Here is a 26,036-nt window from a genome sequence, read left to right on the forward strand (position 1 = left end):
AAAATAATTTTCAATCTAATAATTATGTTTTTATATGACAATACATACTTTTTTTAGTATTTCATAAATTTTTATATAATTATTAAATCTGATATTAAATTAGTTCCGTAGGTACACCTATACACGCTCCCATTCCCCCTGATTACCTGCTCACCAAGCTGATTACCTGCTCACCAAGCCCTTCTGTGAGTAATTGCAACACCCAATGTTCAATTCTTATCATTTTAAAACTTATTGCTTATGAAAAATTTTACAAAGGTTGGCCTGAAAGCCTGGCTAACGCTGCTAGTTGTTGGCGGCGTGGTGGCAGTTGGCTCACAGACTAACTACCTCGAATCATCGAGCCACAGGGAGGCGCCTATGATCATGAACGATCCGCTGGCAGATAATACAGATGTGTATGCTTTCCGAAATCCCACTGATCCCTCCAGAATGGTGATCATAGCGAACTACATTCCGTTCCAGCTGCCACAAGCTGGTCCTTATTATTACAATTTCGGAGAGGATGTGATGTATGACATTCACGTTAAAAACGATCCGAAAACAAAAGGCGATGACATTATATATCGCTTCGATTTCAGTATTAAAAACGAGGATCCGACTACCTTCTTTAATATCCGCTTAGGAAAAGAAAACCAGAAGGTAACCTACAATGTGCTGAAAAGCACCGACAACGGAAAAACCTTCTCCACTATTTTGGAGAATGCCGTGGTGCCGCCGCCAAATCAGGGGCCGCGTTCCATCGAGAGCGCCGTTGGTCTAAACAGCAACTATCACCAGGAATCCCTGATAGAGGGCATTCAGAGGCTGCCGTCTGGCGAGAAGATTTTTGTAGGCCCTGTGGATGACCCGTTTTTTATTGATGTAGGTGGATTCTTTGACCTGGGAAATCTCAGACCAGAAAACCCTGTGGATGGCCTGGCTTGCAAAAACGTGCATACCATCGCAATGAACATTCCGATTACTACATTGCAGAAAGACGGAAAGACAGCTAACCAGGCGAAAAGCATACTAGACTCAGACTATGTGATCGGTGTGTGGGCATCAGCAAGCCGCCCTAAGATTACTGTGCGAGAAAGAGGAGGCAAGGTGAGCCACAGTGGCCCTATGGTGCAGGTATCCCGTTTAGGAATGCCACTTACCAACGAGGTGATTATACCGATAGGCCGCAAGGACGAGTGGAATGCCACCACGCCATACAACGAAAAGAAGTTCGAAGAGTATTTCACCAATCCGGAGCTGTCGCTTTACATAGACAACACCGCATTTGGTGACCAGATACCGGAGTTAGGGGCTTTGCCGCTACAAATGAACTCACTTGGTCAGTATGACTTCCGAAATGGAAAGGATGGCTTGTACCCACTGCTCAACTCAAAAGCTGTAAAAGGCACCGCGCTGGACCCTGCCCTGTTTGGCAACTACCTGCTGCGCCCTAACGCGCCGCGCTCCGTAGATATTCTGCCTATTTTTATGACAGGCGTACCGAACCTTGCACCGTACCAGTTAGCTACCGGCAAAGGCGGTAACCCACTGGCTAAAGGCAAGCCGTTTGTAAACAACTTCCTGCCAACCTTCGGGGACATGCTTCGCGTGAACATGGCCGTGCCTATCACACAAAGAGACTCCCCTGACTTTAGCAGGTTCGGTTTGGTGCAGGCAGCTGTGCTCGGCTTAACAGACCCACGCTATAACTCAAATTCCAACATGGAGTTTATCCCGAACATGGATGGTTTCCCGAACGGAAGACGCATAGAGGATGACGTAGTGGACATCGAGACCATGGCCGTGAGCGGTGTTGTGCTGGCAGCTATTGGCTTATGGTACGACGATTATGTGCCCGGAAGTCCGAACCCTGTTACCAAAGATCTTCTTACCGTGCTCACCTATCCGTATGATGGCGTGAACACCAACGACAAGCCTTACTTGCAGGGTTTCCCTTATGTGGCGCAACCGTGGAGCGGCCTGGAAGGCAGCACCTGCGAGTGCGGCGAGAAGAATGGCATGATGGAGTCGCAGAACATTCAGGGCATGAACCTGAACGTGGCGCCGCCTGAGATCATGATGAAGGAAGTAGAGTCGTATCCGAACCCTGCCTCCGAATCTACCACGATCCGCTACAGCCTGCGCGACGCTTCGGCCGTATCGCTGAAAGTTTATGACACAGCAGGCCGTTTGGTGGCCAGCCCGATGACCAACAAAAAACTGGATGCAGGCATGCACGAGGTAAAGCTGGATGTAAGTAAGTTCGGAAACGGCATCTACTATGCTACGATGCAAAATGCCGATGGCAAAACGCAAACGATCAAAATAATAGTATCTAAATAAAAATAAGGCAGGTCGGCTTTTTGTCGGCCTGCTTTTATTTCATCCTACTTTAAAAACCTTATTATATGAAAAAAGGAAACATCTACGCCATACTTTTTGCCGTACTGCTTGTTGCCGCCGCTGGTTTTTATATGCACAGCAGAAACATAGAAAAACCGATCCCTCCGTTACACGACAGACAAGGCCCTATTGCCACAACCAGTGAGTGGCTCAACACCAAAGCAGCCATTGAAGGCTTGCAATACAAACTCCGAAAAAACAGCGGAGACACCCACAGTAAACTGTTGCTGGCCATGGCTTACATGCAGGAAGCGCGTGTAACCGGCGACCACCCCTACTATTACCCAGCCGCCCTGGAGCTGGTGAATGATGTGCTGGACAGGAAAAACATAGATCCTGCCATCCGCTACGAGGCTATCGTGGCCAAGGCCTCCATACAGCTCTCGCTCCACCAGTTTGAGAATGCTCTTGCAACCGGCCATGAGGCCCTGAAAATGAACGATAAACGCGCCGCTGTTTACGGGGTGCTGTGCGATGCCAACGTGGAATTGGGTAACTATGAAGAAGCCATAGAAATGGCCGATAAAATGGTGGCCAGCCGGCCGGACCTGATGTCTTATGCCCGCATTTCCTATCTGCGCGAGATACATGGCGACATGGATGGAGCTATTCAGGCCATGCAGATGTCGGCCAACGCCGGCTACCCCGGCCTCGAGCAAACGGCCTGGGCCAAGTATAACCTGGGGCAACTGTACGAGCGCACCGGCAACCTGCAGATGGCAGAGATCACTTACAAGCAGGCACTGCTCGAGAGACCGGAGTATGCCTTTGCCACCGCTGGCTTGGGGAGGATAAAGGATAAATCGGGCAATACAAAAGAAGCCATTGTGCTTTTGAAGGAGGCAGCGGGTGCTTTGCCGGAGTTCTCTTTTCAGGAGGAGCTGGCGCACCTGTATAAAAAAACGGGGCAAGAGCGCGAAGCAGAAAAAACCATGGAAGAACTTCTGGAAGGTTTTGAGGCTGACCAGGAAGCCGGACACATAGTAGACCTTGAGTTGGCTAAAGTATACCTGGAACTCAACAACGACCCGGACAAAGCCATGGCCTATGCTATGAAAGAATACAAGCGCCGCCCAAACAACATTGACGTGTGCAAGGTGATGGCCTCTATTTTTTACGCCAAAAAGGATTTCGGCAGGGCAAACACGATGCTAAAGAAAGCCACTCGCACCCAAAAACAGGATGCGTCGCTGCTTTGCCTCAACGGACTGGTGAACTACAAATTAGGGCATAGGGCAAGCGGTGAACACCTGCTGCAGCAAGCTTTCTCGCTTGATCCTTTCCAAACCGACCGTATCGGCGCAGAAGGCAGAAGCATCATCTCCAAGCGACTGTCCAGTTTATAACTTCTTTTAAGCCTTCTGTTCCAGGTTCTCTATTTATTGCACCAGGAACAGAAGGTCTTTCTTGGCCAACTTAACTCGAATCTATGTGAAAAATCTACTGTTAGTATCCGTCATCATGTGTTTTTGCACCAGCCTGTGCTTCGGCCATAACGGGTCCATTAAAGGCAAAGTCTACTCAAAAGACAAAAACACACCCCTGCAGGGAGCCACCGTAGCGGTAGCCAACACCGACAAAGGCGCTACCACCGATGCGTTTGGCATTTACAGTCTTACCGGCTTGCCCTTCGGCAAACAAACCCTCTATATTTCTTACCTGGGCTACCGCACACTTACCCAGACCGTGGATATTAAGGAGGGTGAAACCCTGCAGCTAAACATATTGCTTGAACCGGGTTTGGTCGACCTTTCGGAGGTAACCGTTAACTCGCAGAAGCAGGAAGCGCTGGGTACGATCAGTGCCCTTGACGTAAACCTGCGGCCGGTGCAGAGCTCTCAGGAGGTGCTGCGGGTTATTCCAGGACTGTTTATCGGGCAGCATGCCGGTGGCGGCAAGGCAGAGCAGATCTTCCTGCGCGGCTTCGACATCGACCACGGCACCGACATTCGGCTTACCGTGGATGGCATGCCCGTTAACATGGTGTCGCATGCGCATGGGCAAGGCTATTCCGACCTGCATTTTATCATTCCGGAAACCATTGAAGGCGTGGAGTATGGCAAAGGGCCCTACCAGGCTGACCAGGGCAATTTTGCCACCGCCGGATATGCCAGCTTCAGCACGCGCCGCTCCATTAGCAACAGTAGTTTAAAGCTGGAGGGCGGCCTGTACGACACCTACCGCGCTGTGGGTATGTTTGATTTACTGGGAGAAGCGGCACGCCAGAAACAGCAGCATGCCTATGTGGCCACAGAGTATATGTACACCAACGGGTATTTTAACTCGCCGCAGAACTTTAACCGGCTTAATCTTTTCGGGCGCTACCAGGGCATGGTGGGCCAGGATAAAATTCTTTCGCTATCGCTCTCCACGTTCCGTAGCAAGTGGGATGCCTCGGGCCAGATTCCCCTGCGGGCTGTTGAAAGCGGGCTTATTGATCGGTTTGGGTCTATAGACGATACAGAGGGAGGTGCCACCTCCCGCCAAAACGCCAACCTAACACTCACCAGCATTCTACCTAACGGGGCCACCCTAGACAACCAGATCTACCTCGTGAACTACGACTTCGAGCTATACTCCAACTTCACCTTTTTCCTGAACGACCCCATTAACGGAGATCAGATCAGGCAGCGCGAATCGCGAAATATCTACGGGCAAAGCAGCACCTACACCCAGGAAGGAAGCTTGTTTAACAAGCGTATCACAAGCGAGGCCGGAGTTGAAATGCGCTACGATGTGGTGCAGGGTTCAGAACTGTCACGCACCAAAGGGAGAAGCATCACCTTGTCTGAGGCTAAAAAAGGTGACATAGATGAATTGAATTTGGCCGCTTACCTAAGTGAGACGCTGGAGCTCGATCCGAAACTGCGCCTGAATGCAGCCCTTCGGCTGGACCAGTTTATGTTCGATTACCAAAGCCTGCTGAACATAGACTCCACCTATAGCCGGCAAGTGAATACCGAGTATAAGGTAAGCCCGAAGGTTAACCTCTTTTACAACCACTCCCCTGCCTTACAGTTTTACGCCAGCGCAGGCACGGGCTTTCATTCCAACGATACCCGCGTATCGGTGCAGGCAGGTGCCCTGCAAGTGCTGCCCACGGCTTACGGAGCCGACCTGGGGGTCAACTACAAGCCCATCCCTTCGCTGATCCTGCATGCCGCCATCTGGCGCCTTGACCTAGACCAGGAGCTGGTCTATGTAGGGGATGAGGGCATTGTGGAACCGTCTGGCAAAACACGCCGCTATGGCCTCGACTTGTCGGGCCGCTGCCAGTTGGCCACCTACCTTTTTGCCGACGCCGACGCGAACTTTACCAAACCTCGTGCAAAAGAAGAACCGGAGGGAAACGACTACATTCCGCTTGTCCCACTTGTTACGGGAACAGGTGGTTTAACCTTACGCCCTGAAGTTGGGTTGTTCGGCAGCTTCAGGGTGCGCTACCTGCAAAGCAGACCTGCCAACCAAGACTACAGCCTGACTGCCCGGGGCTATACCCTACTGGACGCTCTGGTGGGCTACACTTTTAAGCGCATAGAGCTAAAGCTTTCGGCGGAGAATCTGCTGAACACCAAATGGGAAGAGGCGCAGTTTGATACCGAGTCGCGGTTACGCGGAGAGACAGCCCCTGTTTCGGAAATCCATTTTACGCCTGGTTCACCGACAAATTACAGGTTAGCGCTCATTTTCCACCTATAATACCTATGGAAGCTGTGAATCATGAAGTTCACAATATAAGTAGAATTGATTACTGTCTTTATCCAATAAATTGATTGCTGAATCCTTACAACTTTTTAGTAGGTTCAATTTTGCACCAACCTACTGCGGATTATATTCACTCAAATTCACATCAATGGGCGAATCACCCTAACTAAATGGCTCTAAGTCTGTTGTGAGCCAAATATTGTTTTTAACGCTCCCGATGGTAATAACCAAGTTTAAGAAAAAATCATTAGGAAGGTTGTAGGCAGGTTCTCTGGAGCATCGTTGAGCCACTTAATCGCCGCCTCCTTCTCAGTGAATGTGCGGAGTTGATACGGGAACAGTCCTCCCTACTACTTTTAAATGTTCCAGGCTCCCCAACAAGACGTTTTCAGTATGGGCGTCATCTTTTTTAATTCGAGCAATTTTTTGGACATTGGTTAAGGACAGGTCGCTTAAGAATTGTATTGTGACCGGCTTACTTCTTTCATCCCCCTTTCTATTCTTGAATTACTGGCATTTAAAAGAACCTTCGTTACATGGTAAACCCGCATTGCTTCCACTAACAACTGAAGGCTATAAATTACCACTCAGACATTAAGGTCATGAAAATTCGCATAGTTCACTTGCAAAATGTCTGTTACAGGATCGTAGTCTAACCTGAATACACTGTTCTGACTCAGTCTCATCTCAATACGAATAAGTAGGTACAGGGGGAGGGTAGCATGGGCACCGCCCTGCCTGGGCTAATATTTCTCTAAAGTGACTGACTGTTGCCCTGAGAATCAGCAAACGCCTGCGCACTGTCACACACAGCAGTGCTTTCACAGACGAAATTGCTATGCCGCTATCTTGGAGCATCCGTCAGTGGGGCTGCGTATTCTCAAACAAATAAATCAAAAGCAATTGACCATTAGCACAAGCGGCCCTTTTTTCCCTAGCTGGGATGAATAATTCTAAACCTTATCTGCTAGTTCGTATTTTCACCTGGTAAGAAAGCAGCAATCAGTAACAAGATTTAAATGTTTTATTTAGTTGAATGGTAATGTGTAGTTTTTTTGTTTCCCCGCCAGTTGCTTTAAAAATGAATCAAGATATGCCTATTTGCAAGCACCCATTAACCTTGCTAAGACTATGTGAAATTCATATGCGGCATTAATCATATTAGCAAATAATACAACATTTTATCACAGGCATACTATAGTGCTAAAACCAAAAGAATTGTAGGCTCCCATGCTTTGATACGCTGACACAGGACAAGTTGGCTCAATTGTATACATACTTCCTAAAATTATTCTTTGATATACCAAAATTGCTTTTTCAAGAAGACTAGTTAAGATTTTAAAAATCAGATCATTTTCTTTAAGATTTAATAATGTACGAATTAAATATCCGTGAATTTAAAAAATTTATAAAATTTAGAATATCATAAATGTGGATTTTAATTAATCTAGTTATGGATTTCAAAACAATTTGAATAAATTAATAATGATTAATTATTATTAATTTACTATTATATATAACTTATATTAAAGATAATATTGCGTTTATGCATATGTAGGTTTAACACCTACATATGCATAAACCGTAAGGCATAATTGAGGAATCTTTTGTTTACTAAAATATGTGCGTTCCTTGGATTGAATGGAATTTTTATTAGTGTATACTGTATTTCTTATCCAGCATCCAGCCAAACTCCTCCCAGAAAATATTTCCCCACTGGGGTCGTACTTGTGAAAAAGCCTATCTATTCCCACTGAACTTTCACACACGTTTAGGAGACGCACCAGGTCCTATTGCCTGGTATAACGGCTTCTGCCACAGTAAACCAACGCCTATGGAATCCCCGGTAACACCACCTTCCTTCGTTTGCTTTTCGGCTTACCTCGGGCATGCTCCTGGCCAGCAACAAAACCCGCCTGCAAGGAGAAGAGCCTGCGGACGGGTGCAGGCAGCAAGATGTATTTTTGTAAACAAAAACGCTTGCCCGCCCTTCCATCGGCGGGAGCAGGCTTACCTCGGAACTCGGTTTCTGCTTCAGTGAGCCATGGCAAGAAGAAAGACGGATCAACAAGAAAAGCTGCTCTCCCGCTCTATCGCCATCCGGGTGACCCAGCGGGAATACCACCGGCTGGAGGGCATGCGGCAGAAAAGCGACTGCCACTCCATCGGCGAGCTTATCCGCCGCATCCTATCCGGGAAACCAATCACGCTGTTTCACCAGGACACTTCCCTGGACCAACCCATGGAAGAACTGGCCCGGATACGGCAGGAGCTTCGCGCGATCGGGGTGAACATCAACCAGATCACCCGCCACTTCCATGCCAGCCCCCGGGAAAGCAAACGGTTGCTGCTGGCCCAGCAGGCACTCGAGCAGTTTGCCAAGGTGGAAGCGAAGGTCAACCTGCTCCTCTCCCTGATCTCCCAACTGGCCAAGAAATGGTAGCAAAAATTATTACCGGCAAAAGCGTGAAAGGCATTCTGAACTATAACGAGCACAAAGTGCAGGCCGGACAGGGGGAACTGCTCCAGGCCCACCTGTTCCTGGCAGACCCACAGGAACTTGCCTTCCAGGACAAGCTTCAGCGCTTCGAACGGCTGCTGGCAAAGAACCCCCGCGTCAAAACCAACGCCGTACATATCTCCCTGAACTTCGCCCCGGGAGAAACATTAGACCCGGGAAAGCTGGCGCGTATTGCCGCCTTCTACATGGAAAGGATTGGCTTTGGCCAGCAGCCGTACCTGGTCTACCGCCACCTGGATGCGGCGCATCCACACCTGCACCTGGTCACCACCAACATCCGGCCCAATGGCACCCGCATCGACCTGCACAACATCGGCAGGAGCAAGTCAGAGCCCGCCCGAAAGGAAGTGGAACTTGTGTTCGGCCTGGTCAGGGCGGAAGACCAAAAGCAGGTAAGCGACCTGCCCCTGGCCCCTGCCTCCATTCAGAAGGCACACTATGGCCGGGATGAAACAAAACGCATCATCTCCCGCATCGTCACAACCGTCACCTGCCATTATAACTATACTTCCCTGGCGCAACTCAACGCTGTCCTGCACAGCTTTCGCATCACGGCAGACCGGGGCAACGAAAACACCCGGATGTACCGCAACAAAGGGCTTGTGTACAGCATTCTGGACGAAAAAGGACAAAAGCAGGGGGTACCCATCAAAGCGAGCGCCCTTCCCGGCAAACCAGGGCTTGCCCGGCTGGAACTGCGATTTGAGGAGAACAGGAAAGTCCGGAGGCTGTACCGGGAGTCCCTGAAAAAGCAGCTGGACCAGCTTATACACCTGCCCGGACTCAGCAAAGCGGCTTTCCTCCAGCGTCTGCAACACGAGCAGGTGGAGGTGCTCTTCCGGGAAAATGCCCAGGGACTTACCTACGGCATCACCTTTGTCGATCATCGCCGGAAAACGGTCTTCAACGGGAGTGAGCTCGGCAAAGCTTACAGTGCCAACGCACTGACCAGGCGCTTTGCTGAAAGCCTGGGAGAAATAAAGCAGGCACAAGGGGGACTGCCCGATACTGCCACAGCCTCCCTTCCTCACGCTACCCGTGAAGCTCCCGGCGCTGCCTCTTCCCCTCCCTTGGTAGCAAATTTAGTGGATAAGCTGCTGCAGGTGGAGTCACAGCAGGATTACCTCCCACGCCCGCTCCAACAAACGAAAAGAAAACGCAAAAGAAGAAGACCAAACCTCTAAAACCTATCCACATGCAAACCGGTGAAAACCTACAGGGACTGCGCCACGTCATAGATTTCACCAGGCTACTGAGCCTGGTGGTCCTGCTCCTCCACTGCTACATCACCTGCCAGACCGCTTGTCGGGAGTGGGGACTGGCATTCCCTGTGCTGGAACGGATAGCCGCCAACTTTGCCCGCATGGCGCTCTTTCAAGGCACGCTTCCTGCCAAAGCAGGAGCCTTCCTGTTGCTGGCCATTTCCCTGCTTGGCGCCAAGGGCAAGAAAGATGAGGAGCTCAGGGTAGGCGCCATCCTCGCCGCTTTGCTGACCGGCCTGCTGTTTTATTTTCTGAGTCCACTCGCCCTCTTGCTTCCCGGCTCGGCTGCTGGTATCGCTATCGGCTACATGGCCGCCACCGCTACCGGGTACCTCCTGCTCCTTTTCGCCGGGGCACGGTGCACACGCCTGCTCCGCCTCCGGCTGGCCCGCGACGTGTTTAACCGGCTAAACGAGTCCTTTCCACAGGAAGAGCGCCTCCTGGAAAACGAGTACTCTGTGAACCTGCCGGCTCACTATACCCTGCAAGGCAAATCCCGACGCAGCTGGATCAACATCATCAATCCCTTCCGGGCCCTGCTGGTGATCGGCACCCCCGGGGCGGGCAAGTCCTATTTTGTGATCCGGCATGTCATTACCCAGCATCTGCGCAAAGGCTTTGCCATGTTTCTCTATGACTTCAAATACGATGACCTTTCCCGCATCGCCTACAATGTGCTCCTGCAAAACACAGACAAGTATGCCGTGCCGCCCCGCTTTTACCTCATCAACTTTGACGACCTCTCCCGTTCTCACCGGTGTAACCCCCTGGATCCGGACACGATGACCGACATAACGGATGCAACGGAGGCTTCCCGCACCATCATGCTGGGACTCAACCGGGAGTGGATCAAAAAACAAGGCGACTTTTTCGTGGAGTCACCCATCAACTTCGTCACTGCCATCATCTGGTTTTTAAAAAAATACCAGCACGGCAGGTATTGTACGCTACCCCACGTGATCGAGCTCATGCAGGCAGAGTACCGGGAACTGTTTCCCCTGCTCCGGACAGAGCCGGAGATCGAGGTGCTCATCAACCCCTTCGTATCCGCCTTCGAACACCAGGCGGTAGACCAGCTGGAGGGGCAGGTGGCCAGTGCCAAGATCAGCATGGCCCGGCTTTCCTCTCCCCAGCTCTACTACGTTCTCTCGGGCAATGACTTTACCCTGGACCTCAATAACCCGGAGGAGCCCAAGGTCATCTCGCTGGGCAACAACCCGCAAAAGCAGCAGGTGTACGGCGCGGTCCTCTCCCTCTATGTTGCCAAGGCGCTGAAACTGGTCAACCAGAAGAACCGGCTCAAAAGCAGCCTCATCTTCGATGAATTTCCTACGATCTACGTCAACGGCATCGACCAACTCATTGCCACGGCCCGCGCCAACAAAGTGGCCACCACCCTGGCCGTGCAGGACTACAGCCAGCTTAAGAAGGACTATGGCCGCGAGCAGGCAGAAGTGGTGATGAACATCGTAGGCAATGTGATCAGCGGGCAGGTGGCCGGGGAAACGGCCAGGCAACTCTCCGAGCGCTTTGGCAAGGTGGTGCAACAGCGGGAAAGCATCTCCATCAACAGCAGCGACACCTCGGTGAGCCGCTCCACGCAACTGGATGCCGCCATCCCACCCGCCACCATCGCCTCCCTCTCCTCGGGAGACTTCGTGGGCACGGTGGCCGACGATCCCCACTGCCGGATTGAGCTGAAAACCTTTCATGCCGCCATCCGCAACGATCATGCTGCCATTGGCCGGGAGGAAAGGGCCTATGTGGAAATCCCCGCTGTCCGGGACATTGATCTCGTGACGATCCAGGAAAACTACCACCTGATCAAAATGCAGGTAGAGCACATTCTGCAGGGTGCCGGTTCATGAGTTTATCAAAATCAGGAGCACACAAAAAACGCAAATATACCTATATATCAATTACTTATAAAAGCGAATCCATTCATTAGAATGCACTTTATCAAAATATTACAACATACGTCTTGTCGTTTCCATACAACTGAATGCGTGTCGCCAGGCGAAACAATGGGTGCTGGGCTTCGGCCTGCCCGGTCAGATAACTGGAAAAGCATGTGGATGGGAAAGAACGGATGAAGCCTGCCTTCATTTTCACTATAGCTGAACAATTAAATCGCATGTCTATGATACACCAAGCAGAAAAACTTTACGAACAGCTGGTGGAACAACTCCGCGAGGCGGAGACGATCTCCACCCCGACACCCGCACAGCGCCAGGAAGCCAGCCTGCGGCACATCCGAGTAGCACTCCAAGAACTAAAAGAACTGGTGATCCACCATACCTTCCCCGAGGAGCAGGAGGAGATCCGTTTCTTCCGCCATGTCAAGCCTCGCTTCACTTCCCTTTTGATCTACCACTCACGCCTGGCCCTGATCGAACTTAAAAAGCCGGTGGGCAGCCTGCAGGATACCCGGCGTTACCTGGAAAACGAACTGCTGCTGATCCGCATTTTCTATGAGCACCATGTGCAGCTCTACCAGTACCTGCTCACCGGGGCCACCTACCTGGACACCAAACTGTTCGTGCGCGGGAACACGGACCTGCCACCGGACTTCAGCACCTGCTCGGTGGATACCGACACCCGCTTTACGACCCACTATGACTATGTGGTGGCCCGGATGCAGGCAAACGAGCGCCTTCGCAGTTACCTGGTGCAGGCGCTCCGCGACCTGGAGAAGGGCCAGTTTGATAGTATACCTGATCTACGCAAGGCCCTGGTCTGGACAGGCTCCAAAGTACACCTGATTGAACTGGCCTATGCCCTCTGTGAGTCCGGGCAGATCAACGGGGGCACCACGGGTGTACTGGAAATCGCTGAACGGCTGGAGGAGCTGTTCCAGCTGAAGCTTGGCAGCGTCTACCGCACCTTTCAGGAAATGCGGCAACGCAAAAAGGACAGCCGTACCAAATTCCTGGACCTGATGCAGGAGAAGCTACTCCACCGGATGGATGAGTTGGACGCGGCCTGAGCATGCAGGCCCCTTCCTCTTTGACAAGCACTGCCCCTGATACACTAAAAGGATGTGGACATATGGAAAAGCTCCCGCGGGGACTTTCCCACATGTCCACATCCCTGGTGGTAGTATTTACCGGGGTAACTTTCAGCAGGGATGCCAGTAAGGCCTTATGAACGCGCTCAGGCCCTGGAATCATTTGCAGCAGCTCTTGAAGGCTCCTCGCATCATTCTCCAAAAATAATTTCCCCACTACGGATTGCCTTGTGAAATACGGGCTTTTTCCCTTCCCACCTTTGGCATCATCAACGCTGTCGTACGGTGCGGCAGCCCAAAAACCAAAGAGAACATGCTAACGCAAATTACCTGGAACCAATTCATGCTGGCAATCGGGGGCACAGGGACGGCATACTACCTGGCAGTCCTGCTCCTCTTCTACAGAAGTGAAGCCAAACGCCTCCTGACCCGCAAAACCAACCGGACAACCCTTCAGCCAGACCGGCTTCCCCCTCCACAGGTGTCCATCATGGGGCCCGCCTCCACCGAGGTGGCCCCTCTCCTCTCCGAGGCGGAAGCTATCCGGGTAGCCCCTGCACAGGCCATAGAACCAGCTCCGGATAATGCGATGCTGGCAGAAATAAAGTCACTGCTGGAACTGGCACTCGAGGCAAACGCACAAAAGGAGGAGTTCCTCTCCCTCCTGCACCTGATCTTTACCAGGCACGCCCCACGAAGCCAGGTTCATCACCTGGAAGCCGTCCACCAATTCCTGCTCAAAGAGAGCAAGCGCCAACTCTCTTTCGAGTTGAGTCTCTCTGACCTGCAGTCCATATGGCCAAAAGATGCCTGAGGCGTCTGATCACCAGCTTTACCTGCACACTATACCTGCTTAATCATAACCACAAATCCAGATACCATGAAAAAGAACACAACCCAATTCCTACACCAGCGAAAACCATTAGCCTTTTCTTTTCTCACAGCCGCACTCATCTTTTCGGCTGCACTGGCCGCACAGGCACAGTCTGGCAACGGCGAGGCTGGTATCCAACAGGCTACCGACATGATCAGCGGCTATTTTGACACCGGCACCAGCCTGATGTATGCCATAGGCGCTGTTGTCGGATTAGTGGGTGCCGTGAAAGTATACCAGAAATGGAATGCCGGGGAGCCGGATACCGGTAAAGTGGCCGCCGCCTGGTTTGGCAGCTGTATTTTCCTGGTAATCGTAGCTACCGTCCTTAAATCCTTCTTTGGCGTCTAATCATATTTTTTATGGCAACCAGTGTATACCACATCAACAAAGGCATCAACAGGCCTATTGAGTTCCGGGGACTGAAGGCCCAGTATATCGGCTACCTTGCTATGGGGCTGGTAGCCCTGCTGCTGCTCTTCACCCTGCTCTACCTGACTGGAGTGGCCCTGCTCCTCTGCCTGGGTATCGTATTCCTCTGTGGCGGCGCCCTCTTCACAGGCGTCTACCACTTCAGTAAAACTTACGGGCAGTTCGGGTTGCTGAAAAAAGTGGCCTCCTACAGCATCCCCTCCCGTGTCCGCATCACCTCCAGGAAAACCTTCATTCACCTGATGAAAAAGGAAATATCCCATGGCAGCCGCAGTTGACATTGAACAGATGCTGCCCGTCTACAAGGTAGAGCAGGACTGCATTCTCTCGCGGCAGGGAGATATCACCCTTGCCTTTGAGGCAACCCTGCCGGAGATCTTTACCCTCTCTGACAAAGAGTATGAGGCATTTCACCAAGCCTTCATCAAGGCCATCCGGCTGCTGTCCCACCACACCGTGTTTCACAAGCAGGACTGGTTTACGGAAAGCGCCTACCAGGCTGATTTCACCAAGGAGGGACAGGACTTTCTTTCCAGGGCCAGTGAGCGCTTCTTCCACGAAAGACCTTACTGGGAACATAGCTGCTATGTGCTCCTGACCAAAATGCCGGAGGACAGAAGGCTGTCCAGTTCACTGGTGTCTAACCTGCTCCGGCGCTCGCTGGCGCCACAGCAGGCAATCCAGCCCCAGCTTCAGCTGGACTTCCTGGCACAGGCAGGACAATTTGAACGCGTGCTCCAGGATAGTGGCTTTGTTAAATTAAGAAGGCTTGGTAACGCCGAGCTGACCGGTACGCCAGACAGCGCGGGGCTATTGGAGCGCTATTGCGGCCTTTTGCCAAAAAGCAGTACCCCACTCCTGCAGGACGTTCACCTGCAGGATGGGATTCGCATCGGAGACAAGCACTGTCAGCTCTTCACCCTCTCCGATGCGGAGCACCTGCCTGCCCTGTGCGGCTCCCGTGTAAATTATGACAGGTACTCAACCGATCGCACCAAGTTCAGTACTGGCTTCGCCTCTCCGTTAGGACAGCTGCTGCCCTGCAACCACATCCTGAACCAATACATTTTTCTGGGGGATGCACCCAGGACGCTGCAGCGCCTGGAGAGTAAGCGTTTGCGGCTGCATTCTCTCTCCGCCTACTCGCGGGAAAACGCTATCGCCCGGGACGCTACGCAGGAATTTCTAAATGAGGCCTTCAGCCAGCAACGCCTTCCTGTGAAGGCGCACTTCAACGTGCTGGCCTGGACAGACAATAGGCAAAAGCTGAAAGAATTGCGCAATGCAATTTCTTCGGCGATCGCCCAACTGGACGCTACCCCGAAACTCGAAACAGACGGAGCCCCGCAGATCTTCTGGGGCGGTCTACCAGGCAATGAAGCGGACTTCCCCATGAATGATACCTTTGACACCTTCCTCGAGCAGGCCTGCTGTTTCCTGAACCTGGAAACCAGCTACCGTTCCTCCATCAGCCCCGTCGGGCTGCGCCTGGGCGACCGCCTCACCGGGAAACCCGTACACGTGGACATTTCCGATGAGCCGGTGAGCCAGGGCATCTGCACCAACCGCAACAAATTCATCCTCGGCCCCTCGGGTAGCGGCAAATCCTTCTTCACCAACCACCTGGTGCGTTCTTATTACGAGCAAGGTGCTCATATCGTGCTCGTAGACGTGGGCCACTCCTACAAAGGACTGTGCGACCTGGTCAAAGGCTACTACTTTACCTATAACGAGCAGCACCCGATCCGCTTTAACCCTTTCTTCATCGGCAAGGGCGACACGCTGGACACGGAGAAGAAGGAAAGCATCAAGACCCTGCTACTGGCCCTCTGGAAAAAAGACTCGGAAACCTTCTCCCGCTCCGAGTATGTGGCCCTGTCTAATGCGCTGGAGCAGTACTACAAACAACTGGACGAGAACCCGCACCTTTTTCCATGCTTTGATACCTTCTATGTCTTTGCCCGCGAAACTTTTAAACACACCCTGCAGGCAGAGGGCGTGAAGGAAAAGGACTTTGACATCGACAATTTCCTCTACGTATTGCGCCCCTACTACCGGGACGGCGAGTTTGGTTACCTGCTCAACGCCCGGGAGAACCTCGACCTGCTCTCAGAACGCTTTATCGTCTTTGAGCTCGACAACATCAAGGACCACCCCATCCTCTTCCCGGTGGTGACCATCATCATCATGGAAGTATTCATCTCTAAGATGCGCAAGCTCAAAGGTATCCGAAAGGTGATCCTCATTGAGGAGGCCTGGAAGGCCATCGCCCGGGAAGGCATGGCCGAATACATCAAGTACCTCTTCAAAACGGTACGCAAATTCTACGGTGAGGCTATCGTGGTTACACAAGAGGTGGAGGATATCATCTCTTCTCCCATCGTCAAACAAGCCATTATCAACAACTCTGACTGTAAGATCCTGCTCGACCAGAGCAAGTACCTCAATAAGTTTGACGACATACAACAACTACTGGGACTGACCGAGAAGGAAAAGGCACTCGTGCTCTCAGTCAACAAGGCAAATGACCAAATGCGCAGGTACAAGGAAGTCTTCATCAGCCTGGGCGGTAGCCTCTCCAAAGTCTATCGCACGGAGGTGTCGCTGGAAGAGTACCTGGCCTATACGACCGAGGAATCGGAGAAGATGAAGGTACATGCCTACGCACAGCAATGGGGCGGTGACATGCGCAAAGGAATCGCCCAACTGGCCGAAGACATCCGGGCCGGCAAAGTTTAACGCTATCAAACCCATACACCATGCGAACTTCTTCAAAAACCCTGTTACTCACGCTCCTGCTTTGTCTTGCCCTCGGCAGCGGGCAGGCCCGGGCCCAGGATCCCGTCACAGAAGCCATTAAAGCGGGCGTTACCAAAGTGATTGTCGCCATTGACCTGCAGATCCAGCGCTTCCAGAATGAGACTATCTGGCTTCAGAACGCCCAGAAAGTACTGGAAAACCAGCTGTCCGAGCTTAAGCTCACCGAAATCGCCCAGTGGACCGAGCGGCAACGGGAGCTGTATGCCGAATATTACGAAGAACTCTGGAAGGTGAAAGCCGCCATCGCCTACTACCAGCAAGTCCGGGAAATCATCCAGAAACAGGCAGCCCTGGTGGCCGAGTACAAGCGCGCCTACGGGCTCTTCCGGCAAGACGACAATTTCACTGCGGCCGAACTGGACTACATGTACCGCGTCTACACGGCTATACTCGAAGAGAGCGTCCAGCACCTGGACCAGGTACTGCTCGTGGTCAACTCCTTCTCCACGCAGATGACTGACGGCAAACGCCTGGAGCTGATTCACCAGGCTGCCGGCAGCATCGCCCAAAACTACATTGAACTGCGGGAATTCAACGCACAGAACATACGGCTAAGCCTGCAGCGCGCAAAAGAGCGAAACAACCTCCAGGCTATACAGAAACTTTACGGCTTTTAAACAGGAAAACATCATGAAGCAACTATTAGTTATATCCCTTCTTGCCTTCTGCATTTGCTCAGCCCAGGCGCAGACCTTCGACGAGTGGTTCCGGCAGAAGGAGACACAAAAGGAATACCTGGTGCAGCAGATCGCCGCCTTACAGGCATACTCCGGCACCCTGTGGCAGGGCTACGCCATCGTCCGCCAGGGGCTCAGCGCCGTGCATCACCATAAAATGGGCGACCTTGGTCTGCACCAGGATTTCTTTTCCTCTCTTCGGCGTGTAAATCCGACCATCGCGCAAACGGCAAATGTCACTGATATTATTGCCTGGCAGGCAGCCATTCGCCGCGACTTCGGGAATGTCACCGAGGCACTGTACCAGTCGGGGCAACTGACGCCAGCAGAACTGGACTATATAGACCAGGTGCGGGCAAAGGCCCTGGAGAACTGTGCCTGGGACATGGAGTCACTCTGGCAAGTGCTTACGGCAGATGAACTGGAGCTACGGGATAACGAGCGGCTCAGGCTGCTGGAGGAAGTACACCAGCGCATGCTTTCTACTTACCGGTTCACCCGGTCTTTTCTCCGGGAGGCGCAGTCACTGGCCCTGCAACGGGCCAAGGAGCAAAGCGCAGTCGAAGCCTTACAGAAATTGCACGGACTCTTCTAAAAACCTTAGCAATGCACAAGACAATCTTTCTCCTGACATTCCTGCTGGCAACATTTCTCTGCCTGCCCCCGCGGGCCAAGGCGCAAACCGAGGAAATACAGCAACTCCTGCTCAATGTGGAAAAGCTCAATCAGCTGAAAAGCATCCTTTCCGATATGAAGAGTGGCTATGACATCATCAGCCAGGGCTATGGTACCATCAAGGATATTTCCGAAGGCAGTTTTAACCTGCACGCACATTTCCTGGACGGCCTGCTAGCCGTGAACCCAACCGTGCAGCACTACAAACGGGTGGCTGAGATCGTAACCCTTCAGCAACGCATCGTCAGCGAATACAAGGCCGCCTACAGCCGCTTCCGGCAGGATGGCAATTTTTCACCATCGGAGCTTGACTACCTGGCACGCGTGTATGCCCATCTTTTCGACGAGAGCCTGCGCCACCTGGATGAGCTGGTGCTCATCCTCACGGCCGGTGAGCTCCGCATGAGCGATGATGAGCGACTGGAGGCCATTGACCGCATCTTCACAGGCACAGCCGAAAAGCTCACTTTCCTCAGGCACTTCAACCGGCAGGCAACCTTGCTGGCCATCCAACGGGCAAAGGAGCGCAACGATGTCCAGACATTGCAAAACCTCTACCTGGACTTCACCAGGTAACATCATAAGCATAACCCAACAGATCATATGGAAAAGCGAATCATACTATTCACGCTCCTGGCGGCAGCGCTGCTGCTCCCAGGCCAGGTCCGGGCACAGGGACTGGCAAGCGAGATGCAAAGCATGCACCAGGTGTTGGCTCAACTCTATGATGAGATGATGCCCCTCTGCGAGCGCCTGATCGGCGTGGGGCGGGGACTGGCTGGCTTTGCAGCCTTGTGGTATATTGCCTCCCGCGTCTGGCGGCACCTGGCCAACGCAGAGCCCGTGGATTTCTACCCGCTGTTGCGGCCCTTTGCCCTGGGACTGGCAGTGCTGCTGTTCCCGGCGGTGCTGGGCCTGCTCAACGGGGTGCTACAGCCTACCGTGTCGGCCACCGCCGCCATGGTGGAGGATTCCGACAAGGCCATTGTACTGTTGCTGCAGCAAAAAGAAAAGGCAATTCAGCAATCAGACGCCTGGCAGATGTATGCGGGCATGGACGGTGAAGGCGATCGCGACAAGTGGTACCAATACTCGCACCCGGACGACCCGCTCGGGGAGGGGGAGGGATTACTGGAAAGTGTCGGCAATGATGTGAAGTTCGCCATGGCCAAAGCGTCCTATAGCTTCCGTAACTCCATTAAGCAATGGATGTCTGAAATACTGCAGGTGCTCTTCCAGGCTGCGGCCCTGTGCATCAACACCATCCGCACTTTTTACCTGGTAGTGCTCTCCGTGCTAGGACCACTTGTATTCGGCTTTGCCGTGTTTGACGGCTTCCAGCACACCCTCACTGTCTGGATTGCCCGCTACGTCAACGTGTTTATGTGGCTCCCCGTGGCCAATATCTTCGGCGGCATCATTGGCAAGATACAAGAGAACATGCTCCGGCTGGACATTAGCCAGGTGGAGAGTAGCGGGGACACCTTCTTCAGCGCCACAGACTCAGCTTACCTGATCTTTCTCCTCATTGGCATCGTGGGCTATTTCACCGTGCCCAACGTAGCTAACTACATCGTGCACGCCGGTGGTGGAAATGCCCTCCTCTTTAAAGTCACTAACCTCCTCAGCACCACCAGCCACTCCGCTGTTACAGCTGGAAGTGCAGGAGCAGGCTATGCGGCCCACACCATGGGTGCCGGGGCCAGCCAACTGACTCACAGCTTGGCCAGTTTCACCAGCGGTCACGTTCCGGAAAGCACTGATCCCTCCAAAAGCACACCACCTGAAAACTTCCAGCAGGAACGCCTCTCTGGCAAATCATGATCCACACTTAATACCTCCCACACCATGTTCAGACAACTCCAAAACATCGATAGCGCCTTCCGCTATATCCGCAGTTTCTGCATTATGTTTCTCCTGGCCAGTACTACTATCTGTTGCTTTGCCCTTTACTATAGTTACTGCCAGGTACAGGCCGCCCAGAAGCGTATTTATATTTTGGCAGGGGGAAAAGCGCTGGAGGCTTTCTCCGCCGGGCGCAGGGAAAATATCCCCGTGGAAGCCAGGGACCACGTGCGGATGTTTCATCATCACTTTTTCACGCTGGCCCCCGACGACAAGGTGATCCAGTCTAACATCACCCGGGCTCTTTACCTGGCCGACGGATCGGCCAAGCGTGCCTATGATAACCTGCGGGAGAGCGGTTATTTCTCTAACCTTATCACTGCCAATGTCAGCCAGGAAATCACTGTGGACAGTGTACAGGTTAACACTGATAAAATCCCTTTCTACTTTCGCTGTTATGCCCGGCAAAGCCTCATCCGTACCACCTCCGTGCTGACGCGCAGCCTGGTAACAGAAGGCTATCTCCGTAGCGTTTCCCGCTCTGACAATAATCCCCACGGCTTTCTGATCGAGCGCTGGACAACACTGGAAAACAAAGATCTACTCACAAAAAGCCGCTAACCATGCTCTTGTTCAAACACAAGCCCACAAAGGAGCAGGATCCTCCGGTAAGGAACTCTGTACATCAGGCAGCCCAGGCCATTGCCAGTGTGATCCGCTGCTGGCAGAAAAAGGTAGCCCTCCTGTTAAACAGTAGATTCAAAGTACTCTCCCAGCGTACCCAGCGGGGCTGCCTCGTGCTCTTTTGCCTGTTGTTTGGCAGCTGCAGCCTGTGTTTGCTGCTGCAGGCCCTGTGGCCAGGTACACCTGAGGTAGTTCAAGCGACACTCTTCAACTACAAAGCAGAACCGGTCAGGAAGAAAGCAAACTTCCCCCCTGACCTACACCCAAAGGAACTGCAGCGGATCAGTGGCCGCCTAAAAGCCTTGTCCCGGACAGCAGCAGGCAGACACTTGCGTGACAGCCTATTGCAGGCAAGACCCAGCCTAGTGGACAGCATCCACTACTTAGAGCAACTACACAATAATATCAAACCCAACTCCTTAAAATAAAAAACCATGGAAACACATTCAGAAGCTTTCCTCCGCAGAAGAAGATTCCTTTTAGTCCTGCCCCTGCTGGTTCTGCCCTTCCTCACGCTGGCCTTCTGGGCGCTGGGCGGAGGCTCTGCTACCACAGCCGGGCCGGCATTAGCGGCCCACTCGCAGGGCCTGCGCCTCGAGTTGCCCGAGCCGCAGTTCAAGGATGAGAAGAGCCCGGACAAACTTAGCCTCTATAACCAGGAAAAACGCAACCAGCTAATGCAGCAGGAGAAAAGCAAAAGCACCTCGCTGGGCAGCTTGGGATTTGTAAACGAGGAAGAGCCAGTTGGCCGCTTGAGCGAGCTAATGCCGGTGCCGGCAACCTCGTCTCCAGTAGCAGACAGGGATAAAACGCAGGGAAAGCCTCTGGCAGACCCGAGCGAGGAAAAGATCAACCAGCGCCTGGAGCAGCTAGCGAGATTGGTTCACTCCGAACCGGAGCCGCCTGCCCTTATGCAAAAAACTGTAACAGCCGCTTATGCCAACCCCAATAGCAATGGTCGCTTCAGCCAGGACGTAGCCAAACTTGAGGCCATGATGCAGACCATGGGACGCGGCGATGGTGCCAACCCTGAGATGCAGCAACTGGAGAATATGCTCGAGCGAATCCTCGATATTCAGCACCCGGAACGGGTAAAGGAGCGGCTACAGGAACAGGCTACTGAAGAGCCTCCGCGCATTTTACCTGTCTTGAGCCTGACGGAACAGGCTCCTGTCACTTTGCTGGAAGCATCCCCCACTGGATTCCCTTCCATACTACCCGCCAATACCCTTACAGGAGTTCCCCTTCAGGGTCAAACTCCAGAGCACGTAGTGCAAAATGGGTTTTATAGCCTGCCTGCCCCACAGGAAACTGGAACTGGAAGCACGATTGAGGCTGCCATCCATGAAACCCAAACCCTAACTACAGGCGGTATTGTCAAAATACGCCTGCTCCATGACGTCATGCTATCCGGCAGGCTAATCAACAAGGGCAGCCTGCTCTATGGCACCTGCCGGATCAACGGAGAGCGGTTGGCACTAGAGGTCACCTCCGTGCTCATACAAAACACTGTGATCCCGGTAGCCTTGTCGGCTTTTGATCTGGACGGGCTGCCAGGGCTTTATATTCCCGGCACCGCTACCCGCGATGCGGCCAAGCAGGGCGTACCGCGGGCTATTAACCAAAGCCTTCAGTTCCCTGCACTTCCCCCTTCTATTGTGGCACAGGCGGCAAGCACCGGTATCGAGGCAGTTAAGGGCTTGCTGACCAGGCAAGCCCGGCAAGTCAAGGTTATGGTAAAGGCCGGACACCGCTTCCTACTTAGCGATAATAACAAGCAGTTTTAAACGTCATTTTTCCACTTTCCACTTATAGAATACAAACATGAAAAAGAACATTCTCCTCTCCCTCCTGTGCCTGCTCTTCTGGCACTTGGACACCCAAGCACAAGAACTCCGACAGGACATTCTGGAAGTTACCATCCATCAAACCACCAGCCTTATCTTCCCCTATGCCATCAAAAGCGTGGACCGTGGCAGCCGGGACCTGCTGGTGCAGGTGCCCCAGCAGGTGGAAAACGTACTCCATGTGAAAGCAGCCAGGGAAGGCATCGGGAACACAAACCTCACTGTTATTACATCTGACGGCAGGCTGTACAGTTTCTCCGTCAGGTACGCTACCACGCCGGAAACAACGGTTATCAAAATGGACAACATCCCGCACAGCGGCACATTCATACAGTTTACTGGCACCAGGTTGAACGAGGGGCAGCTACAGCACATCACCGGAGAATTGGCAGGTGATTTCCGGTTCTGTTACGGTATCAAAGACAAAGCAGGTAAGATGAAAGCTACGGTAGAAGGTATTTATACCCTCGGCAACACCCTTTTTTACCGACTGGTGCTCACCAACAGTTCTTCTGTTTCCTACGATATCGATTTTATGCGCTTCTCCAACAGGGATAAAAAACAGGTAAAACGTACCGCCACGCAGGAAGAGGAGATCACCCCGCTCTACATGCTGGGACTTGCTGACAAGGAAGTTGTGCCCGGGCATCGGAAGGTGCTAGTCTTTGCGCTCGATAAATTTACCATCGGAAAGGGGAAGGAGCAGGTCATCGAGCTCTTTGAACGGAATGGAGCCAGGCACTTAATGCTCAAAGTCCAAAGCAGAGACATCGTGAATGCCTGCCCGCTCCTCTTTGACTAACGCGGATTACGAGATCTTTTCACTTTTAGGAAACGTCAGATGAATACTAATAACCTAGAATACCTCAAAGATGGCCTGAAATACACAGGCTTCGGCGATAAGCTCCATGAAGAGCTGGAACGAAACGTAAAAATGCAGGCCCCGGCCTTTCAGCTCAGACTGCAGACGCCCTACAACAACAACACCATGGACTATACGCTGCACTTTAGAAAGTCTGACCAGGCTGACATGTACTTCTTCAACAAGTACGAGGCCACCCTGAAAACCCCAAACCCGGAGCAGGACAAGAGCCAGACTTTTTACATGAACAAAAACAGTGGCATTACAGCCCGGGAAGCCTACAACCTGTTAAATGGCAGGTCTGTGCACAAAGAACTGCTTAACGCAGAGGGACAGCCTTATAAAGCGTGGCTACAACTGGACCCGAACGCAAAGGACATGCAGGGCAACCACAAAATAAGGCAGTTTCACGAGAACTACGGCTTTGACCTAGAGAAGACGCTGAAGCAGTTCCCCATCAAAGAGCTACATGACCCTCAGCAGAAAGAGCAGCTGCTCCAGCGGCTCAAAAAAGGAAACCTGTACCCAGTCACTGTGCAGCAGGATGGGAAAGAGGTCACGCGCTTCCTGGAGGCCAGTCCGAAGTTCAAAACGATTAACGTGTATGACGAGCAACTCCACAAGGTAAAGCGGGAGACATTGCTTCGGCAGGAAGTAAGGCCTACTGTCCGGCAGGAACAGCAAGCACAGCAACCGAAGGTAAAACAGGATACCTCTCTAAAGCAAGAACCTGAAACGAGGCGAACCCGCAAGAAAGGCATGGGCATGTAGTCCCCCTTCTCGTTTATTACTTTTCCCTGCTTAGCAGACAGGTACTTCCAGCTCCGCCATTCGCCAGAAGGACGGAGCTGTTCCTTTCAGGGCAACCACCTCCGGATGCCACACTTCCCGTGTCTCCATAATTTATAGATACTAAGGCGGGTTCTTAACTTTCATCCTACTGCCCTTTGTCCAGCACTAAAGCATAAGAGTTCCTTCTCTTCATTATAACAAACCAGAAGGGGAAAACTTAGGAAATTAAGTAAAAGGGAGGGTGGTAGGTTGAACGGCGTTCCCGGGGAAATCCGAGCGGAAGCCGAGCTTTTCCGACGGAAGCGAATCTCCACAGGCGTCGACGAAGCGGACCTCGTTGTCCGGGGAGATCAGCTCCTGCAGGCTGGCCCCGCCAACGGGAAGCTCGTCCCAGCTATAGGCTTGCTTGAATTTCATAGCGCAAGTGGATACGTGTAGTATCCCTTAGCCACATAGCCTGACAGAAGTTGCGGGAAGAAAGATGCTAATAGATCGCCTTACGTTTCCTGGCTTTGTTTTCAGGCAGGCTTCAATTTATTACTGAAGCTAGTTAGGAGCACTAAACTCCTAGATTCCATGTCAGCCCGCCTGAGGCCAAGCCCGTGTTACCGGTTTGTGGTTTTACTATTTAAAATCTTCTCATACATATTTATCCATTCACTCACGCTCATTTTTTTCATTAGTTCACCGATAAGCCCATAAGGAATTTCATCAAACTTCTTAAAACGGATACAGCTTTTTCCCATATCTAACTTTTGCTTACTATGCCTCGGGTATTCAGATACAAACCATTCCAAAAGTTTTGGATCGGAATATATACCCATATGATAAAGGTTAATGGATTTTTTTTGAGAGGCAATTCCTGCAAATGTGAGAGGCTCACTGGGTTTACAATGATAACCGGCAGGATAAAGTGTGTGCGGAACAACATACCCCAATCCACCATAACTTATGGCTGGCTCAAATCCTTTTGGTAGATTTTTTAAAATGACATTATGTAGCTTGTTAAAAGGTTCCTCCCTCTCTCTTGGAAGGCTTGTTAGAATTTCTTGTACCGTTTTTCCTCCTGCTTTCATTAATTTTTTGAATTTAACGATGTTGGTCAAGTAAAATCACATTACCGTCAGGGTCTGTTAGCATTACGCTGGCAGGGCCTGACGTTTTTTCGTCAGCTTCGCTTGTAAGTGTAAGTCCGTTGTCTTTTAACTGTTTCTGAATTACACGAATATCATCAAAGGTTTCTAAGTTACCAGCATTTTCATCCCAGCCCGGATTAAAAGTTAGAATGTTGCCTTGGAACATCCCTTGAAAAAGGCCTATGATCGCACTGTCGTTTCTCATTATGAGATAGTGCTGTTCCATACTTCCTGCAAAAGCATTGAAACCTAACTTTTCGTAAAACTCTTTTGATATTTTTAAGTCTTTCACGCTAAGACTAATTGAAAATGCACCTAAATTCATAGTGTTTTATTCTTCTGTTTTATATTTTCCTTTAATGTCATTCAATAGTTTTGGAGCAAAAACTGAATTGACATAAATCCAATTGAAAATGAGGCAAGAAGTCCTGAGGTAATGAAGCATCTATTTTCCGTTTGACTCTTTTTTGACTTTTGTTCAATTTGTTAGTGGCGTCTGATCCAATGACCGC

The 26,036-nt window shown here is 51.7% G+C and carries 23 protein-coding genes; 20 read left to right on the forward strand and 3 right to left on the reverse strand.

The features are described 5' to 3' along the window. Window positions 1-240 precede the first annotated feature (240 nt). The 20 genes from ACSX1A_RS11155 (at window position 241) to ACSX1A_RS11250 (ending at window position 24,367) form a co-directional block, all read left to right on the forward strand. Window positions 241-2,325: a DUF4331 family protein gene (locus tag ACSX1A_RS11155; RefSeq protein WP_439879734.1), complete on the forward strand. Its 2,085-nt coding sequence runs from the start codon at window positions 241-243 to the stop codon at window positions 2,323-2,325. A gap of 65 nt (window positions 2,326-2,390) precedes the next feature. Continuing rightward, window positions 2,391-3,731: a tetratricopeptide repeat protein gene (locus ACSX1A_RS11160; protein WP_439879735.1), complete on the forward strand. Its 1,341-nt coding sequence runs from the start codon at window positions 2,391-2,393 to the stop codon at window positions 3,729-3,731. 85 nt (window positions 3,732-3,816) lie between these two features. Then, entirely contained in the window at window positions 3,817-6,084 is a 2,268-nt protein-coding gene (locus tag ACSX1A_RS11165; protein WP_439879736.1) for a TonB-dependent receptor, read from the forward strand. A gap of 2,050 nt (window positions 6,085-8,134) precedes the next feature. Further along, complete coding sequence (gene mobC / locus ACSX1A_RS11170; RefSeq protein ID WP_439879737.1) at window positions 8,135-8,533, forward strand: plasmid mobilization relaxosome protein MobC; 399 nt, start codon at window positions 8,135-8,137, stop codon at window positions 8,531-8,533. Further along, window positions 8,527-9,795 carry a relaxase/mobilization nuclease domain-containing protein gene (locus tag ACSX1A_RS11175; protein WP_439879738.1) on the forward strand — a complete coding sequence of 423 codons (1,269 nt, stop codon included), beginning with the start codon at window positions 8,527-8,529 and terminating at the stop codon, window positions 9,793-9,795. Before mobC (ACSX1A_RS11170) ends, ACSX1A_RS11175 begins: the two co-directional genes overlap by 7 nt. Window positions 9,796-9,806: 11 nt before the next feature. Continuing rightward, window positions 9,807-11,741, forward strand: coding sequence for a conjugal transfer protein MobC (gene mobC, locus ACSX1A_RS11180; protein WP_439879739.1), 1,935 nt, complete (start codon window positions 9,807-9,809; stop codon window positions 11,739-11,741). A gap of 266 nt (window positions 11,742-12,007) precedes the next feature. Then, window positions 12,008-12,859, forward strand: a complete 852-nt coding sequence (locus ACSX1A_RS11185; protein ID WP_439879740.1) for an RteC domain-containing protein — start codon at window positions 12,008-12,010, stop codon at window positions 12,857-12,859. Window positions 12,860-13,193: 334 nt separating this feature from the next. Beyond that, a complete protein-coding gene (locus ACSX1A_RS11190) occupies window positions 13,194-13,694 on the forward strand; it encodes a hypothetical protein (RefSeq protein ID WP_439879741.1) in 501 nt (166 codons plus the stop codon). Window positions 13,695-13,760: 66 nt separating this feature from the next. Beyond that, on the forward strand, window positions 13,761-14,105 hold the full coding sequence (locus tag ACSX1A_RS11195) for a DUF4134 domain-containing protein (RefSeq protein WP_439879742.1): 345 nt from the start codon (window positions 13,761-13,763) through the stop codon (window positions 14,103-14,105). A gap of 11 nt (window positions 14,106-14,116) precedes the next feature. After that, window positions 14,117-14,464 (forward strand): DUF4133 domain-containing protein, encoded by a 348-nt coding sequence (locus ACSX1A_RS11200; RefSeq protein ID WP_439879743.1) that lies wholly within the window; start codon window positions 14,117-14,119, stop codon window positions 14,462-14,464. Next, window positions 14,448-16,925: a TraG family conjugative transposon ATPase gene (locus ACSX1A_RS11205; RefSeq protein ID WP_439879744.1), complete on the forward strand. Its 2,478-nt coding sequence runs from the start codon at window positions 14,448-14,450 to the stop codon at window positions 16,923-16,925. The genes ACSX1A_RS11200 and ACSX1A_RS11205 overlap by 17 nt, the downstream gene beginning before the upstream one ends. Before the next feature lie 20 nt (window positions 16,926-16,945). Next, window positions 16,946-17,623, forward strand: a complete 678-nt coding sequence (locus ACSX1A_RS11210) for a conjugal transfer protein TraI (protein WP_439879745.1) — start codon at window positions 16,946-16,948, stop codon at window positions 17,621-17,623. 13 nt (window positions 17,624-17,636) lie between these two features. Beyond that, entirely contained in the window at window positions 17,637-18,278 is a 642-nt protein-coding gene (locus tag ACSX1A_RS11215) for a hypothetical protein (RefSeq protein WP_439879746.1), read from the forward strand. Between the two features lie 11 nt (window positions 18,279-18,289). Continuing rightward, window positions 18,290-18,934 carry a TerB family tellurite resistance protein gene (locus ACSX1A_RS11220; RefSeq protein WP_439879747.1) on the forward strand — a complete coding sequence of 215 codons (645 nt, stop codon included), beginning with the start codon at window positions 18,290-18,292 and terminating at the stop codon, window positions 18,932-18,934. 27 nt (window positions 18,935-18,961) lie between these two features. After that, complete coding sequence (gene traJ, locus ACSX1A_RS11225; protein WP_439879748.1) at window positions 18,962-20,182, forward strand: conjugative transposon protein TraJ; 1,221 nt, start codon at window positions 18,962-18,964, stop codon at window positions 20,180-20,182. A gap of 24 nt (window positions 20,183-20,206) precedes the next feature. Next, entirely contained in the window at window positions 20,207-20,824 is a 618-nt protein-coding gene (gene traK, locus ACSX1A_RS11230; protein WP_439879749.1) for a conjugative transposon protein TraK, read from the forward strand. Between the two features lie 2 nt (window positions 20,825-20,826). Next, window positions 20,827-21,315: a hypothetical protein gene (locus ACSX1A_RS11235; protein WP_439879750.1), complete on the forward strand. Its 489-nt coding sequence runs from the start codon at window positions 20,827-20,829 to the stop codon at window positions 21,313-21,315. 6 nt (window positions 21,316-21,321) lie between these two features. Next, the gene (gene traM / locus ACSX1A_RS11240; RefSeq protein ID WP_439879751.1) at window positions 21,322-22,674 is read left to right on the forward strand and encodes a conjugative transposon protein TraM; all 1,353 of its coding nucleotides are present in this window, start codon (window positions 21,322-21,324) and stop codon (window positions 22,672-22,674) included. Between the two features lie 37 nt (window positions 22,675-22,711). Beyond that, window positions 22,712-23,536, forward strand: a complete 825-nt coding sequence (gene traN / locus ACSX1A_RS11245) for a conjugative transposon protein TraN (protein WP_439879752.1) — start codon at window positions 22,712-22,714, stop codon at window positions 23,534-23,536. Window positions 23,537-23,575: 39 nt separating this feature from the next. Then, window positions 23,576-24,367: a hypothetical protein gene (locus tag ACSX1A_RS11250; RefSeq protein ID WP_439879753.1), complete on the forward strand. Its 792-nt coding sequence runs from the start codon at window positions 23,576-23,578 to the stop codon at window positions 24,365-24,367. A 246-nt stretch (window positions 24,368-24,613) separates the two neighbouring features. Here ACSX1A_RS11250 and ACSX1A_RS11255 read toward each other — a convergent pair whose 3' ends face one another. The 3 genes from ACSX1A_RS11255 to ACSX1A_RS11265 form a co-directional block, all read right to left on the reverse strand. Next, window positions 24,614-24,805 carry a hypothetical protein gene (locus ACSX1A_RS11255; RefSeq protein WP_439879754.1) on the reverse strand — a complete coding sequence of 64 codons (192 nt, stop codon included), beginning with the start codon at window positions 24,803-24,805 and terminating at the stop codon, window positions 24,614-24,616. Between the two features lie 188 nt (window positions 24,806-24,993). Next, window positions 24,994-25,464 (reverse strand): DUF1801 domain-containing protein, encoded by a 471-nt coding sequence (locus ACSX1A_RS11260; protein WP_439879755.1) that lies wholly within the window; start codon window positions 25,462-25,464, stop codon window positions 24,994-24,996. Between the two features lie 13 nt (window positions 25,465-25,477). Continuing rightward, window positions 25,478-25,849: a VOC family protein gene (locus tag ACSX1A_RS11265; RefSeq protein ID WP_439879756.1), complete on the reverse strand. Its 372-nt coding sequence runs from the start codon at window positions 25,847-25,849 to the stop codon at window positions 25,478-25,480. Between the last annotated feature and the right edge of the window lie 187 nt (window positions 25,850-26,036).

This window comes from Pontibacter sp. MBLB2868 (assembly GCF_051904785.1).
Taxonomy (GTDB): Bacteria; Bacteroidota; Bacteroidia; order Cytophagales; family Hymenobacteraceae; genus Pontibacter.

Bases quoted from the DNA above. Each gene is read 5' to 3' on its own strand.
- ACSX1A_RS11155 (WP_439879734.1), top strand. From the start codon at position 241: ATGAAAAATTTTACAAAGGTTGGCCTGAAAGCCTGGCTAACGCTGCTA.
- ACSX1A_RS11160 (WP_439879735.1), top strand. From the start codon at position 2,391: ATGAAAAAAGGAAACATCTACGCCATACTTTTTGCCGTACTGCTTGTT.
- mobC (WP_439879737.1), top strand. From the start codon at position 8,135: ATGGCAAGAAGAAAGACGGATCAACAAGAAAAGCTGCTCTCCCGCTCT.
- ACSX1A_RS11175 (WP_439879738.1), top strand. From the start codon at position 8,527: ATGGTAGCAAAAATTATTACCGGCAAAAGCGTGAAAGGCATTCTGAAC.
- mobC (WP_439879739.1), top strand. From the start codon at position 9,807: ATGCAAACCGGTGAAAACCTACAGGGACTGCGCCACGTCATAGATTTC.
- ACSX1A_RS11185 (WP_439879740.1), top strand. From the start codon at position 12,008: ATGTCTATGATACACCAAGCAGAAAAACTTTACGAACAGCTGGTGGAA.
- ACSX1A_RS11190 (WP_439879741.1), top strand. From the start codon at position 13,194: ATGCTAACGCAAATTACCTGGAACCAATTCATGCTGGCAATCGGGGGC.
- ACSX1A_RS11195 (WP_439879742.1), top strand. From the start codon at position 13,761: ATGAAAAAGAACACAACCCAATTCCTACACCAGCGAAAACCATTAGCC.
- ACSX1A_RS11200 (WP_439879743.1), top strand. From the start codon at position 14,117: ATGGCAACCAGTGTATACCACATCAACAAAGGCATCAACAGGCCTATT.
- ACSX1A_RS11205 (WP_439879744.1), top strand. From the start codon at position 14,448: ATGGCAGCCGCAGTTGACATTGAACAGATGCTGCCCGTCTACAAGGTA.
- ACSX1A_RS11210 (WP_439879745.1), top strand. From the start codon at position 16,946: ATGCGAACTTCTTCAAAAACCCTGTTACTCACGCTCCTGCTTTGTCTT.
- ACSX1A_RS11215 (WP_439879746.1), top strand. From the start codon at position 17,637: ATGAAGCAACTATTAGTTATATCCCTTCTTGCCTTCTGCATTTGCTCA.
- ACSX1A_RS11220 (WP_439879747.1), top strand. From the start codon at position 18,290: ATGCACAAGACAATCTTTCTCCTGACATTCCTGCTGGCAACATTTCTC.
- traJ (WP_439879748.1), top strand. From the start codon at position 18,962: ATGGAAAAGCGAATCATACTATTCACGCTCCTGGCGGCAGCGCTGCTG.
- traK (WP_439879749.1), top strand. From the start codon at position 20,207: ATGTTCAGACAACTCCAAAACATCGATAGCGCCTTCCGCTATATCCGC.
- ACSX1A_RS11235 (WP_439879750.1), top strand. From the start codon at position 20,827: ATGCTCTTGTTCAAACACAAGCCCACAAAGGAGCAGGATCCTCCGGTA.
- traM (WP_439879751.1), top strand. From the start codon at position 21,322: ATGGAAACACATTCAGAAGCTTTCCTCCGCAGAAGAAGATTCCTTTTA.
- traN (WP_439879752.1), top strand. From the start codon at position 22,712: ATGAAAAAGAACATTCTCCTCTCCCTCCTGTGCCTGCTCTTCTGGCAC.
- ACSX1A_RS11250 (WP_439879753.1), top strand. From the start codon at position 23,576: ATGAATACTAATAACCTAGAATACCTCAAAGATGGCCTGAAATACACA.
- ACSX1A_RS11255 (WP_439879754.1), bottom strand. From the start codon at position 24,805: ATGAAATTCAAGCAAGCCTATAGCTGGGACGAGCTTCCCGTTGGCGGG.
- ACSX1A_RS11260 (WP_439879755.1), bottom strand. From the start codon at position 25,464: ATGAAAGCAGGAGGAAAAACGGTACAAGAAATTCTAACAAGCCTTCCA.
- ACSX1A_RS11265 (WP_439879756.1), bottom strand. From the start codon at position 25,849: ATGAATTTAGGTGCATTTTCAATTAGTCTTAGCGTGAAAGACTTAAAA.